Here is a 13,880-nt window from a genome sequence, read left to right as displayed (position 1 = left end):
CGCCCGGCGGAACGTGCCGAACCGGGCGCGCTCGGATAAAGTTCGCCGACCCCTTCCGGAAGCGCAGTCTTGAAGATCCACATCCTCGGCATCGCCGGCACCTTCATGGGCGGCGTGGCCGCCCTGGCCCGCGAACTCGGCCACACCGTCGAAGGCAGCGACCAGGCCATCTACCCGCCCATGTCGACCCAGCTGGAAACGCTGGGCATCGCGCTGGCGCAGGGCTACCAGCCGCAGAACATCGCGCCGGACTGCGACGAGATCGTCATCGGCAACGCGTTGTCGCGCGGCAACCCGGCCGTCGAGGCGGTGCTGGACCAGGGGCGGCGCTACATCTCCGGCGCGCAGTGGCTGTCCGAGCGCGTGCTGCCCGGCCGCGACACGCTGGCCGTCGCCGGCACGCACGGCAAGACCACCACCACCAGCATCCTGACCTACCTGCTGGACGCGGCGGGCCGTTCGCCGGGCTTCCTGATCGGCGGCGTGGCCGAGGACTTCGGTGCGTCCGCGCGCATCGGCGGCGGGCGCGAGTTCGTCGTCGAAGCCGACGAATACGACACTGCGTTCTTCGACAAGCGCAGCAAGTTCGTCCACTACCGCCCGCTGGTCGCCATCCTCAACAACCTGGAATACGACCACGCCGACATCTTCCCCGACGTGGCCGCGATCCAGCGCCAGTTCCACCACCTGGTGCGTACGGTGCCGCGCCGTGGCCGCCTGATCGTCAACGGCGAGGATGCCCGTCTGGCGGAGGTGCTGGCGATGGGTTGCTGGACGCCGGTCGAGCGTTTCGGCTTCGACGCCTCGCTGGAGTGGAGCGCGCGCCTGATCCGCGAGGATGGCAGCGCGTTCGCGGTGCGCCACAACGGCGTGGAGGTCGGCGAAGTGCACTGGCCGATGCTCGGCCGCCACAACGTGCTCAACGGCCTGGCCGCGCTGGCCGCCTGCCATGCGGTCGGCGTCGACATCACCACCGTGCTGCCGGCGCTGGCGGCGTTCCGCAGCGTGAAGCGGCGGCTGGAAGTGATCGGCCAGCACGATGGCGTCACCGTCTACGACGACTTCGCCCACCACCCCACCGCCATCCACACCACGCTCGAGGGCCTGCGTGCCCGGGTCGGCAAGGCCCGCATCCTGGTGGCGATGGAACCGCGCAGCAATTCGATGCGCTCCGGTGCGCACGCCGAAGCGCTGGCGCCGTCGCTCGACATCGCGGACGCGGTCGTCTTCCTCCACCGCCCGGAACTCGCCTGGGATGCCGGCAGGATCGTCGCGGCCATCCGTGGCGATGCGCGCACCGTGCCCGATGTCGATGCGCTCATCGCCGCGTTGAAGACCCAGGTGCGCCCGGGCGACCACGTGGTGTTCATGTCGAACGGCGGTTTCGACGGCGCGCCGCGGCGCTTCCTGGCGGCGCTGTCGGCGACACGCGCCTAGCCGTACGCTCGCGCGGGATACTGCGGCGGCGCAGCATGGGCGTTGCCCTCCCTGCGGCCGCCATGCGGTCTCGGCGGTGTGCGGAATGCATTGCGGCGCGGCTTTCCAGATGAAGCGTGATCTGACCAGTGCGTGGCCGTTCCTGCGCTGCCTTACGTGGGCGGCAAGCGGCCGAGGGGCGACCTAGAGTGGTGCGGCACGGGGGACACCGTGCTTTCAACCACACTCGGAGGTTTTCCATGCAGCAGATTGCCCGCGCCATCGTCGTGGCGCTCGGTGTGTTCGGCTATGCCGGCGCCGCCTACGCGACGACCTACGTCGTGACCGCCAACTCGAACAGTTTCGACGGCCAGCTCTCACGCAAGGTGGAGGCGGCCGGCGGCCGCATCGTGGCGACGCTGCCGCAGATCGGCGTGGCGATCGTCGAGTCGGACAACCCCGCCTTCGCATCCGTCGCCGGGCGCATTCCGGCCGTGCGCTCGGCCGTGCCCGACGTGGCGATCACGTTCGATCTGCCCGTCGCGGCCGAACAGGTCACCGCCGACTATGCTAATCCGCCCGCCTCCGGCGACAACGACAGCTTCTTCGACTTCCAGTGGGGCCACGCGGCCATCGACGCCGCCGGCGCATGGAACGCCGGCTACCGCGGTCGCGGCGCGACGGTCGCGGTGCTCGACTCCGGCGTGTACTGCGCGCACGTGGACATCATCCCCAACCTCAACGTCGCCAAGTCGGCGTCGTTCATCGCCGGGCAGACCTACTGCAACACCAGCGGCAGCACGCACGGCACGCACGTGATGGGCACCATCGGCGCGGCGGACAACGGCATCGGCACGATAGGCGTTGCGCCGGAAGCCGAACTGATCGCGGTGAAGGTGCTGAATCCCGTCACCGGGAGCGGTTCGTTCGCCGGCATCATCCAGGGCATCGTGCATGCGGCCGACGTCGGCGCCGACGTCATCAACATGAGCCTGGGTGTCAACGGCGGCCTGCAGGTGGGCGGCAGCGAGGTGGCCGAACTGGTCAACGCCACCGCGCGCGCCGTGCGCTATGCCAACAAGCAGAACGCCACGGTGGTGGCCTCCGCCGGCAACGACGGCCGCGACCTGGACCAGGACAGCGGCCGCGTCTGCGACACCGACGGCACCTGCACGACGGTCAACCTGCGTTCGTTCCCGGGCCAGCTGCCGGGCGTCATCACGGTAAGCGCGCTGGGGCCGATCGCGTGGCTGAAGGACACCGCCGGTGCCGACTTCGACATCCGCGCCAGCTACAGCAACTACGGCCAGTCGGCGATCGATTTCGGCGCCCCGGGCGGCAACTTCGATTACCCGGGCACCGAGAACTGCACCTTCAAGGGCATCACCCGCGCATGCTGGGTCTGGGACATGGTGTTCAGCACCACCTCCGGCACCGGCGGCTACGGCTGGTCCGCCGGTACCAGCATGGCGGCGCCGCATGTCGCGGGCGTGGCGGCGCTCATCATCGGCAAGCACGGCGGCGAACTGTCGCCGGCGGCGGTGGAACGCATGCTGCGCGCGTCGGCGGACGACCTGGGCAAGCCGGGCAACGACGAGACATTCGGCGCCGGGCGCGTCAATGCACGTCGTGCGGTAACGCAGTGACGCACTGACGTTCCGCGCCCGCAGGCAGACGGCCACGTCGGCAACGGCGTGGCCGTCTTCGTTGCAGGCTTCCCGGTCCCGAAAGCCGCTCGGTACACTGCGCGCATGACGACGGTCGAATCGCTTCCGCTGTTTCCGCTGCACAAGGTGCTGTTGCCCGGCGCCGCGATGGACCTGCGCATTTTCGAGCGGCGCTATCTGGACCTGGTGCGGGATTGCGGACGTGCCAGCACGGGTTTCGGCGTCTGCCTGATCCTCGACGGCAACGAGGCGGGCGGGCCGGCAACGCCGGCGGCGTACGGCGTCGAGGCGCGGATCGAGAACTTCGACATGGGCGAGGACGGGCTGCTGTCGCTGCGCGTGCGCGGCCATCGGCGCTTCCACGTGATGCGCACGCGCGTGCGCGACAACGGGCTGGTCGTGGCGGACGTGGAATGGCTGCGTCCGGATGAGGACTTCGAGATCCTGCCCGAGCACGCGCTGCTGGGCACCCTGCTGCAGACGATGATGGAAAAGGTGGGTACCGACATCAGCAAGCTGCCCGCCCGTGTGTTCGAGCATGCCGGCTGGGTCGGCTGGCGGCTGGCGCAGGTGTTGCCGATCACCCCGCAGCAGCGCGTGTCGCTGCTGCAGGAGGACGATGTGAACGCGCGGCTGCAGCGGCTGCTGGAGTGGATCGACTGACGCCATCCTGTAGAGCCGAGCTTGCTCGGCTGCGTAGTCTTCGAGCTCTCGGGTCGCCGACAGGCAAGCGGAGCAAGCTCCGCTCTACGTTCTCTTCGGAAGGTTCAGGGTGTCGGGATCTGCTCGCCGCCCGTACGCAGGCGCAGCACCGGCAATCCGGAATCCGGATGCGGCGCGATGGCGTGGTCGAGGTCCGAGGTCGCCTGCGTCACCGCGTCCAGCGCCGTGCGCGCCTCGCGCAAGGGCCGCCACAGGCGGATCAGGTTGAACGCGCGCTGCTGCTGCAGCACCTGCGCGCTGCCGATCCACAACGGCATGTCGCCGGGCTGCAGGCGCGTGTCGGCCGGCCACAGGCGCAGCACCAGCACCTCGCCGGGCTGCGCGCCCTTGCGCAGCATCAGCAGGCTTTCGGCGCGCGTGTCCAGCGTGGCGGGCAGCACGGGCTGTTGGTCGTCGGGCAGATCGCTGTCGAGCAGGTTCAGCGCCTCTTCCCAGCCGGCCTGCGGCTGCTCGCGCCAGCCGTCGGCGGCCAGGCTGGCTTTCAGCGGGGCCAGCGGACCGGCGACCTGCACATCCAGCGGCCAGCGCTGTTCGTCGTCGAATTCGTTGCGGCGTCCCGGCAGCGATTGCCAACCCTCGCTCCACCACGCCTGCAGGTCGACGCTGCGTTCGGTCACCGGCGTCTGGAACTGCGCCAGCATGTGCCCGACGTTGCGCGGCGCATGCCACAGGCCGGCCAGCACGAAGCTGCCATAGAACAGCCACGCGATCGGCTTGATCCAGAACGAGCGCACCATGCGGCGGCGGTAGGCGATGCCCAGCACCAGCAGCCAGACCAGGCCGAACAACATGCCGCCGACCACGTCGCTGAGCCAATGCGCGCCCAGGTAGATGCGGGCGAAGCCGATCAGCGCCACCACGATGCCCGACACCAGGTAGGGCCAGACGCGCGTGCGCCCCGGCAGTTCGCGCGCGATCAGCACGGCGAAGAAGCCGAAAGTGATGGTCGACATCGTCACCGCGATGGACGGGAAGCCGAAGCCGCTGCTGACGCTTGGCGGCTTGGGGATGTCCACCGAGGCACCCAGCCATGCCGTCAGCGCCAGCCCGAAGGCGATCGCCGCCAGCCAGTGGGCGGCCGCCATCCAGCGCTTGCGCCAGCACAGGTAGCCCAGCACCAGCAGCGAGGCCGGCGCCAGCACCTGCTCGTCGCCCAGCGAGGCCAGCGCGGCCAGCGGATGGTCCGCCAGCGGGTTGCGCAGCGCGCGCATCAGTTCGTAGACCCACAGGTCGACCGCCAGCGGTTCGCCGTGGCCGATCACGATGACCAGGAACGCGAACCACACCCAGACGATGGCCAGCAGCAGGATGGCCAGCAGGGCCAGCGGCACGGATTCGCGCCGCGTCGGCTCGAACACCGCGGCCGTGTAGCGGCCCAGCACCGGATGCGCATGCGACCACGCCAGCGCACGCGCCAGCAGCGCATCGGCGTGCGCGGCGAACCAGCGGTAGGTGTACAGCACCAGCGCCCACGCCAGCGCGATCACCACCACCAGCAGCCCCAGCACCAGCGCCAGGCGGCCGGCGACGGCGGCCACGGCGTCGTAGGCGTGGCCCAGCACCCAGCCGGGCAGCAGGAACGCCGCCGCCCACGCGATGCACGCGGCGGCACTGGCCACGGCATAGCGCCGCAGCGGCATGCGCGAGATGCCGGCGACGGCGGGCACGAACGGGCGGATCGGACCGACGAAGCGCGCGATGAAGATGCTCTTCCACGCGTTGCGGCGGAACAGCAGTTCGCCGCGGTCCAGCAGTTGCGGGTACTTGCGGAACGGCCACACGGTGCGCAGCTGCTGGCCCCAGCGATGACCGATCCAGTAGCTGGTCGCGTCGCCGACCAGTGCACCGAGCGTGGCGCAGGCCACGGCATAGGGTCCGGAGATCTCGCCCAGCCCGATCAGCACGCCGACCGCGAACAGCAGCGGCAGCGCCGGCACGATCGCGCCGATGATGATCACCGCATCGCAGAACGCGATGGCGAAGATCACCAGGCCCGCGGCCACGGGATGCGCGCTGATCCAGGCCAGCAGGTTGTCGAACCAGGAGGCTTCCATCGACGGATTATAGGCGGCGGGAGCTGACCGGCGTCTGCGACCTATGGACGGTAGAATGCCGCCGTGGATCTGCGCTCGCCTTCCGAAATCGCCGCACTCAAGGCCGACAGCTTCGGCCGCATCTCCTTGATGCAGGGGCCGCAGGGTCCGTTCGTAAGGCGTGACCTCGCGCACGTTCCGTTATGGCTGCGGTTGCCGGCGTGGTGGCTGGCGCGGCGCGAGGCGCTGGCGCTGCGCCAGGTCGCCGGCATGGCCGACGTGCCGCAGCTGCTCGACTGGACCGGCCGCCGGCTGGACCGCAGCTACATGGAAGGCGCGGCGATGTACCAGCGCCCCCCGCGCGGCGACCTGGCCTACTTCCGCAGCGCGCGCCGGTTGCTGCAGCAGTTGCATCGTCGCGGCATCGCCCACAACGACCTGGCCAAGGAAGCCAACTGGCTGGTGCTGGAAGACGGCCGCCCGGCGATCATCGATTTCCAGCTCGCCACCCGTGGCGATCCGCGCTCGCGCTGGATGCGCCTGCTTGCACGCCAGGACCTGCGCCATCTGCTCAAGCACAAGCGGATGTACTGCGGCGCGTCGCTGACGCCGGTGGAGAAGCGCGTGCTCAAGCGCACGTCGTGGTTGCGCGATCTGTGGTTCCGTACTGGCAAGCCGGTCTACCGCTTCATTACCCGTCGCCTGCTGAAGTGGGAAGACAACGAAGGGCAGGGACCGAAACCCTAGGAGCGAGGGGTGAGGGAAGAGGAGCGAGTAGAATCCGGCACACGGACTTCACCCGTTTCCTGGATGCGTTCCCCACATGACGACCCTCGCCGGCAAGACCCTCTTCATCACCGGCGCCTCGCGCGGTATTGGCCTGGCCATCGCCCTGCGCGCGGCGCGCGATGGCGCCAACGTGGCGATCGCGGCCAAGTCGTCCGTGCCGAATCCGAAACTGCCCGGCACCATCCACACCGCCGCGCAGGCGGTCAACGAGGGCGGCGGCCGCGGGCTGGCGCTGAAGTGCGACATCCGCGAGGAGGACGAGGTGAAGGCGGCGATGGCCGCCACCGCCGATGCCTTCGGCGGCATCGACATCCTGGTCAACAACGCCAGCGCCATCTGGCTGGCCGGTGCGCTGGACACGCCGATGAAGCGCTTCGACCTGATGCAGCAGGTCAACGCGCGCGGCAGTTTCCTCTGCGCGCAGGCTGTGCTTCCTTACCTCAGGCAGGCGGCCAACCCGCACGTCCTGACGCTGGCGCCGCCGCCCACGCTGGACCCGAAGTGGTGGGCGCCGCATACCGGCTACACGCTGGCGAAAATGGGCATGAGCTTCGTCACGCTGGGACTGGCTGGCGAGTTCGGTCCGCAGGGCATCGCCGTCAATGCGCTGTGGCCGCGCACCATCATCGCCACCGATGCGTTGAACATGATTCCCGGCGTGGACATCCCGCGCTGCCGCACCCCGCAGATCGTCGCCGATGCCGCGCATGCGGTGCTGGTGCGCGAGGCCCGCGGTTTCCACGGGCAGTTCCTGATCGACGAGGACGTGCTGCGCGAGGCGGGCGTCAGCGACTTCGCGCCGTATGCGGTCGATCCGTCGCAGGCGCTGCTGCCCGACCTCTTCCTTGACTGACCACCCCACCGAGCCGACGCCATGAAATACCTGCACGCGATGATCCGCGTCCACGATCTTGACGCCACGGGCCGTTTCCTCACCGAAGGCCTGGGCCTGACCGAAACCCGTCGCATGGAGAGCCCGCAAGGCCGCTTCACGCTGGTGTACTTCGGCGCGCCGGCCAATCCGGAGGCGGAGATCGAGCTGACCTACAACTGGCCGCCGGAAGACGGCACGCCGCCCGAGCAGTACGGCAGTGCGCGCAACTTCGGCCACCTCGCCTTCGAGGTCGACGACATCTATGCGCTGTGCGCGCACCTGCAGTCGCAGGGCGTCACCATCAACCGTCCGCCGCGGGACGGGCGCATGGCGTTCGTGCGCACGCCGGACCTGATCTCCATCGAACTGCTGCAGAAGGGCGCGGCGTTGCCGCCGCAGGAGCCTTGGCTTTCGATGGCGAATACGGGAAGCTGGTAGGCAGCCGAACGAGGAGCCCGCAAGATGAATCTCGCCCTGGTCGTGATCGACGTGCAGCGTGGCCTGTTCGAGCCGCAACCGCCGCCGGCCGATGCCGATGCGGTGATCGCGCGCATCAACGCGCTGGCGGACAAGGCGCGCGAGGCGGCCGCCCCGGTGGTCTTCGTCCAGCACGAGCGGGCCGGCGACCTGGAAGCCGAATCGACGGGCTGGGCGCTGCACCCGGGCCTGCGGGTCGTCGAGGGCGACCACCGCATCCGCAAGACCACGCCGGATGCCTTCCTGCGCACCGGGCTGGATGAGGTGCTGTCGTTCTGTGGCGTGGAAGGCGTGGTGCTGTGCGGTTACGCCACCGAGTTCTGCGTGGACACCACCACGCGCAGCGCCGCCGCGCACGGCTACCACGTGGTGCTGGCGTCGGATGCGCACACCACCCATGACAAGGCGCACGCCGACGCCGCGCAGATCCGTGCCCACCACAACGCCACGCTGCCTGCCATCCGCAGCTTCGGCGTGGGCATCCGCGCGCTGCCGGCGGCCGAGATCGCCTTCGCCGGCTGAGCGCCGGCGTCAGCCCATCGGGGCGTGCAGCCGCGAACCGCAGTTGCGGCAGTGCAGGGCGTCGGGATCGTGGCCTTCCAGCCCGCATTCCGGGCAACCGCGACGGTCCAGGTGGCCGCGCTCGTGCGAGGCCTCGCGCAGGCTGCTGGCCAGTTCCGCCGTGTAGATGCCGGTGGGCACGGCGATGATGCTGTAACCGATCAGGATCAGCACCGAGGTGATCGCGCGGCCGGCGGTGGTCTGTGGCGCGATATCGCCAAAGCCGACGGTCGCCATCGTCACGATGGCCCAGTACATGCTGGTGGGAATGCTGGTAAAGCCGTGCTCGGGGCCCTCGACCACGTACATCAGGGCACCGAAGATGACCACCAGCGTCAGCACCGCGCAGACGAAGACGAAGATCTTGCGCCGGCTGCGCCACAGCGCGCCCACCAGCTGCCCGCTCTCTTCGACGTACTGGGTCAGCTTGAGGATGCGGAACAGCCGCAGGATGCGCAGGATGCGCACCACCAGCAGGCTCTGCGCCCCCGGCACCAGCACCGACAGGTACGTGGGCAGGATGGAGAGCAGGTCGATGATGCCCCAGATGCTGACCGCGTAGCGCAGCGGTCGCCGCACGGTCGCCAGGCGCAGCGCGTATTCGGCGGTGAACAGCAGCGTGAACGCCCATTCCAGCGCGTAAAGCACGCCGGCGTGGCGCGCGTGGAAGGACTGCACGCTGTCCAGCATGATGACGATGACGCTGGCGAGGATGGCCAGCACCAGCACCAGGTCGAAATTGCGCGATGGCGGCGTGTCGTGCCGGTAGATGATGTCGAACCAGCGCCGTCGCCAGCCGTCCTCGGTGGCGGGATTGAGCTGGGGGTCCGAGAACAGGCGCGGCTGGAACTTCATGGGGCGCCATGATGCACCAACGCGTCGCTGCCTGCCTTGCGGCCCGCCTGCGGCGCCTGCCCGCATGCGTCACAATACGTTCCCCGTCCTGCTGCCCGCCTGCTCATGAGCGCCACGACTTCCGACCTGCTGTCGAACGGACAGCGCTACTACCTGCCGGTCTACCGCCCGCGCGAGGTGATCCTGGAGCGCGGCCAGGGCGCACGGGTGTGGGACAGCGAGGGCCGCGAGTACCTGGACCTGTCCGCCGGCATCGCCGTCTGCGGCCTGGGCCACAACGATCCTGACCTGGTCGCCGCGCTGACCGAACAGGCCGGCAAGCTGTGGCACACCAGCAACGTCTTCTACAGCGAGCCGCCGCTGCGGCTGGCCGAGGAACTGGTCACCGCCTCGCGCTTCGCCGAGCGCGTATTCCTGTGCAATTCCGGTGCGGAAGCGAATGAGGCGGCGATCAAGCTGGTGCGCAAGTGGGCGTCCTCGCAAGGACGCGCGCCGGACCAGCGCGTCATCGTGACCTTCCGCGGCAGCTTCCACGGTCGCACCCTGGCCGCCGTCACCGCGACCGCGCAGCCCAAGTACCAGGAAGGCTACGAACCGCTGCCGGGCGGTTTCCGCTACGTCGACTTCAACGACCTGACCCAGCTCGAGATCGCCATGTCCTGCGGCGACGTGGCGGCGGTGATGCTGGAACCGGTGCAGGGCGAGGGCGGCGTGATGCCGGCCGCGTCCGGCTTCCTGCGCGGCGTGCGCGAGTTGTGCGACCACCACGGCGCGCTGCTGGTGCTGGACGAGATCCAGGCCGGCATGGGTCGCACCGGCACCTTGTTCGCGCACTGGCAGGATGGCGTGGTGCCGGACATCGTGACGCTGGCCAAGGCGCTGGGCGGTGGTTTTCCCATCGGCGCGATGCTGGCCGGTCCCAGGGTGGCCGGGGTGATGCAGTTCGGCGCGCACGGCACCACCTTCGGCGGCAACCCGCTGGCGGCGGCGGTGGCGCGCGTCGCGCTGCGCAAGCTGGCGTCCCCGCAGATCGCCAACAACGTGGCGCGGCAGTCGGCGGCGCTGCGCAAGGGACTGGACGCGATCAATGCCGAACTCGGCCTGTTCTCGCAGGTGCGTGGCCGCGGCCTGATGCTGGGCGCGGTGTTGAATGCGAAGTACGCAGGGCGTGCCGGCGAAGTCCTGGACCTGGCCGCGGCGCAGGGCCTGCTGATGCTGCAGGCCGGCCCCGACGTGCTGCGCTTCGTGCCGTCGCTCAACATCACCGACGCGGAAGTGGCCGACGGGCTGGCCCGCCTGCACGCGGCCTTGCGTGCCTTCGCCGCCTGAGCGGTGATGCGGTCAGGTCGCCGGCAGGGTAAGCCGCGCGACCGTCTGGCCGGACACGCCGTCGATCCGCAGCGCGATGCCGTGCCGTTCGCACAGGCGCCGCACGATCGACAGCCCCAGTCCGAAGCCGTTGCTGTCGGCGCCCTTGGCGAAGGGCGCGAAGTCCTCCTCGCGCACGCCGTGGCCGGGGTTGGCGATGCGCAGCGTGCGGTCTTCCATGTCGATGACGATGCGCCCGTCGCGGGTGTGGGCGAAGGCGTTGCCGACCAGGTTCGACAGCAGGATGTTCAGCACGGTCGCCGGCAGCGTGGCGACGACGTCGGTCGCGACATCGACCTGCACCTCGACGGGCTTGTGCTCCAGCAGCGGCGACTGCTCGACGATGACGCGTTCCAGCAGCGGCAGCACCGGCACCGACAGCGCCGCTTCGGTGGAGGTCTGCTCCCGCGCCAGCGAGAGCAGCAGCGCCACGGTCTGCTCCAGGTGGAGTGACGACTGCGCGATGTGATCCACGTGGCGCCGCGCCGCGTCGGAGAGGCCGGATTCCATGCCCAGCCGCTCCGTCGCGGTGCGGATCACCGTCAGCGGTGTGCGCAGTTCGTGGCTGGCATCGCGGGTGAATTCCCGCTCGCGCTCGACGAAGTCGCGCACGCGTGCGATCAGGTCGTCGAGCCGGCGCGCGACCACGCCCACCTCGTCGTCCGGGAAACCGGCGGCGAAGCCCGGCGGCAGCCGCTCCGGCGTGGCGTCGCCCACGGCATCGGCCAGCCGCGACAGCGGTGCGGTGGTGCGGCGCGCCAGCCAACCGCCCAGCAGCAAAGCGAGCGCCACCATCGCGATGCCGGACCACGCCAGCAGTTGCAGGATCTGCGCGCGCATCGGCCGGACGACGAGCAGCGTGCTGACTTCGGCGACCAGCCACGCGGGCTGAACATCCGCAGTGGGCGAACGCAGCGGGCGCAGGTGGTAATGACGGCCGTCGGCGCCGGCGAATTCGCGTCGGCGCGGCTCCGCGCGCAGCACGTCGCCGATGCCGTCCGGCAGGGCCGACGTCGTCGCCACCACCGACATGAAGCCGTCGCGCGGCGTGGTCCAGCGGCCGTGTTCCCGGTGGTAGGCCTGCTGCGCGGCGACTTCGCGGTCCAGCATGGTCTCGAACAACTGGTCTTCCACCGCGTACACGAACAGCAGCAGGTACAGCGCGAACACGGTGGCGACCAGCACGGTGAAGCCGGCGAACGCCAGCATCAGGCGATTGCGCAGGCGACGGCGCGGCAGGCGGGACGTCGTCATGCGTCGGTTTCCAGCCGGAAGCCGACGCCGTGCACGGTCTTCAGCATCGGCGTGGCGAAGGGTTTGTCCAGCACCTGCCGCAGCAGGTAGAGATGGGTGCGCAGCGGATCCGACTCCGGCGGCGCGTCGTCCCACAACCGCTGCACCAGGTCGCTGCGGGTCAGCGTGCGCGGCCAGGCTTCGGCCAGCGCCAGCAGGATCTGGTAGCTGGTAGCGTGCAGCTCCAGCTCGCGTCCGTCGCGGGTCGCGCGGCCGTGGCGTCGATCGATGTGCAGCGTGCCGATCTGCAATACGTGCGTCTGGCCCGCGCGGTGCCGCTGCGACAGCGCGATGCAGCGCGCCAGCAGTTCCGCGCCGGCGAACGGCTTCACCAGGTAGTCGTCGGCACCGGCGCGGAACCCCTGCAGCTTGTCGTCCAGCGCATCGCGCGCGGTCAGCATCAGCACCGGCACGTGGCGGTCGGCTTCGGCGCGCAGGCGCTCGCACAGGCGCACGCCATCCAGGCCCGGCAGGCCGAGATCCAGCACCAGCACGTCCGGCGGCGAGGCCAATGCCATCTGCAGCCCGCTCAAGCCATCGCCGGCGAAGTCGGCCTCGATGCCTTCCGCCGACAGCAGCCCGTGCAGCTGTGCGCGCAGCAGCGGGTTGTCCTCGATCACCAGGAGGCGCAGCGGGGAAGGCGTCACGGTTCAGCCGTCGATGCGTTGCAGGAGGGCCTTAGCTTCCGCCATGTCGGGCGTGGCGGCCAGCACGCGTTGCACCAGGGCCCTGGCCTGTTCCCGTTCGCCCAGTCGCAGGTGGGCCTCGGCGGCGCCCAGTTTCAGCTGCGGCTGCGCCATGTACGGCATCGCCAGTTGCATCAGCTGCAGCGCATGCCGCACGTCGTCGTCGCCGGACGCGGCCTGCGCCTGGTAATAGCCCAGCAGTCCGAGCAGGTCGACGTGGTAGCGCGCCGTGTCCTTGGCCAGGGCTTCGGCGACATCCTGCGCGCGCCCGTCGCGCGCCTGCGCCGCGAGCGCCATCGTCAACTCGTCGCGCCAGGGCGTGCGGGCGACCGGCGTGCGGCCGGTGGCGCGCACGATGGCTTCGGCGACGGCCGGTGTGGAGTAGGGGTTCTGGCCGGTGACCAGGCGCCCGTCGACGACCACCTTCGACATCATCAGCGGCGCCTCCTGCCAGCGCGCGCCGCGCTCGCGCAGCCTGTCTTCCAGCAGCCACGGGAATTCCTTCGCCCAGCGCTTGCCGAACAGGGCTTCCTCTTCGTTGGTGAAGCCGGTGACGTTCCTGCCGTGCACCAGCGAGGCGCCATTGCGCAGGCGCACGTCGGCCAACGCGGCCGGACCATGGCAGACCGCGCCGATCACTGCGCCGCCATCGTACGCATCGGCCAGCAGCGATTGCAGCGCCGGGTCGCGCGGCAGGTCGAACATCGCCCCCTTGCCACCGACCACGTAGACGGCGGTGTAGTCCGTCGCCTTCACGTCGCCGGTCTTCCGCGTGTCGGCCAGCACGCGCATGGCGTCGGCGTCGGCGAGCAGGGCCGCATTGAACGGTTCCTGTGGGTTGTACTTGTCGGCTTCCACCCCACCGCCCTGCGGACTGGCGACGTCGACCGCGAAGCCGTTCGCCTTGAAGATCAGCCAGGCCTGCGAGAGTTCATCGAATTCGTAGCCGGGACGCGTCTTGCCCTGCTCGCGGCCTTCGCCACTGACGACGATCAGGAGGCGGCCGGCCTCGCCGGCGTGGAGCGGTGCGATGGCGGCGAGCAGCAGGCCGGCCAGCAGGATGCGTGCGGGGAAGGACATGACGGCAGGTCTCCGGTGAGTGGCCACCAGTGTCCTGTCGCGGCATCAATCAAGCGTC

13 protein-coding genes are annotated in these 13,880 nt (G+C 69.9%); 8 read left to right on the top strand and 5 right to left on the bottom strand.

The genetic code is table 11. The features are described 5' to 3' along the window. The first annotated feature begins 69 nt into the window (after positions 1–69). The 3 genes from mpl (at position 70) to MMG85_RS03270 (ending at position 3,746) form a co-directional block, all read left to right on the top strand. Positions 70–1,437 (top strand): UDP-N-acetylmuramate:L-alanyl-gamma-D-glutamyl-meso-diaminopimelate ligase, encoded by a 1,368-nt coding sequence (mpl, locus tag MMG85_RS03280; protein WP_277399711.1) that lies wholly within the window; start codon positions 70–72, stop codon positions 1,435–1,437. 239 nt (positions 1,438–1,676) lie between these two features. After that, complete coding sequence (locus tag MMG85_RS03275) at positions 1,677–3,062, top strand: S8 family serine peptidase (protein WP_241044711.1); 1,386 nt, start codon at positions 1,677–1,679, stop codon at positions 3,060–3,062. Between the two features lie 105 nt (positions 3,063–3,167). Next, entirely contained in the window at positions 3,168–3,746 is a 579-nt protein-coding gene (locus MMG85_RS03270) for an LON peptidase substrate-binding domain-containing protein (RefSeq protein ID WP_241044710.1), read from the top strand. A 104-nt stretch (positions 3,747–3,850) separates the two neighbouring features. On the opposite strand, the gene MMG85_RS03265 is transcribed toward MMG85_RS03270, so the two are convergent. Then, complete coding sequence (locus MMG85_RS03265; protein ID WP_241044709.1) at positions 3,851–5,860, bottom strand: bifunctional DedA family/phosphatase PAP2 family protein; 2,010 nt, start codon at positions 5,858–5,860, stop codon at positions 3,851–3,853. 69 nt (positions 5,861–5,929) lie between these two features. Here MMG85_RS03265 and MMG85_RS03260 point away from each other — a divergent pair, with 69 nt between their 5' ends. The 4 genes from MMG85_RS03260 (at position 5,930) to MMG85_RS03245 (ending at position 8,501) form a co-directional block, all read left to right on the top strand. Further along, positions 5,930–6,586 (top strand): phosphotransferase, encoded by a 657-nt coding sequence (locus MMG85_RS03260; RefSeq protein WP_277399720.1) that lies wholly within the window; start codon positions 5,930–5,932, stop codon positions 6,584–6,586. Between the two features lie 76 nt (positions 6,587–6,662). After that, positions 6,663–7,481 (top strand): NAD(P)-dependent oxidoreductase, encoded by an 819-nt coding sequence (locus MMG85_RS03255; RefSeq protein ID WP_241044708.1) that lies wholly within the window; start codon positions 6,663–6,665, stop codon positions 7,479–7,481. A gap of 21 nt (positions 7,482–7,502) precedes the next feature. Next, the gene (locus MMG85_RS03250) at positions 7,503–7,940 is read left to right on the top strand and encodes a VOC family protein (protein WP_241044707.1); all 438 of its coding nucleotides are present in this window, start codon (positions 7,503–7,505) and stop codon (positions 7,938–7,940) included. A gap of 24 nt (positions 7,941–7,964) precedes the next feature. Next, positions 7,965–8,501 carry a cysteine hydrolase family protein gene (locus MMG85_RS03245; RefSeq protein WP_241044706.1) on the top strand — a complete coding sequence of 179 codons (537 nt, stop codon included), beginning with the start codon at positions 7,965–7,967 and terminating at the stop codon, positions 8,499–8,501. 9 nt (positions 8,502–8,510) lie between these two features. Here the strand turns inward: MMG85_RS03245 and MMG85_RS03240 are convergent, their stop codons facing one another. Continuing rightward, on the bottom strand, positions 8,511–9,395 hold the full coding sequence (locus tag MMG85_RS03240; RefSeq protein ID WP_055940005.1) for an ion transporter: 885 nt from the start codon (positions 9,393–9,395) through the stop codon (positions 8,511–8,513). Positions 9,396–9,500: 105 nt separating this feature from the next. On the opposite strand from MMG85_RS03240, the gene MMG85_RS03235 reads away from it, so the two are divergent. Further along, positions 9,501–10,724, top strand: coding sequence for an acetylornithine transaminase (locus MMG85_RS03235; RefSeq protein ID WP_241044705.1), 1,224 nt, complete (start codon positions 9,501–9,503; stop codon positions 10,722–10,724). A 12-nt stretch (positions 10,725–10,736) separates the two neighbouring features. Here the strand turns inward: MMG85_RS03235 and MMG85_RS03230 are convergent, their stop codons facing one another. Genes MMG85_RS03230 through MMG85_RS03220 form a run of 3 tightly spaced genes read right to left on the bottom strand, consistent with a single transcriptional unit; the run spans position 10,737 to position 13,822 of the window. Beyond that, a complete protein-coding gene (locus MMG85_RS03230) occupies positions 10,737–12,017 on the bottom strand; it encodes a HAMP domain-containing sensor histidine kinase (RefSeq protein WP_241044704.1) in 1,281 nt (426 codons plus the stop codon). Continuing rightward, a complete protein-coding gene (locus tag MMG85_RS03225) occupies positions 12,014–12,688 on the bottom strand; it encodes a response regulator transcription factor (protein WP_241044771.1) in 675 nt (224 codons plus the stop codon). Before MMG85_RS03225 ends, MMG85_RS03230 begins: the two co-directional genes overlap by 4 nt. A gap of 18 nt (positions 12,689–12,706) precedes the next feature. Further along, a complete protein-coding gene (locus MMG85_RS03220; protein WP_241044703.1) occupies positions 12,707–13,822 on the bottom strand; it encodes a DJ-1/PfpI family protein in 1,116 nt (371 codons plus the stop codon). Positions 13,823–13,880 lie beyond the last annotated feature (58 nt).

The organism is Pseudoxanthomonas sp. LH2527 (assembly GCF_022539275.1).
Lineage (GTDB): Bacteria > Pseudomonadota > Gammaproteobacteria > Xanthomonadales > Xanthomonadaceae > Pseudoxanthomonas_A.
This window is presented reverse-complemented; position numbering and strand designations above follow the sequence as displayed.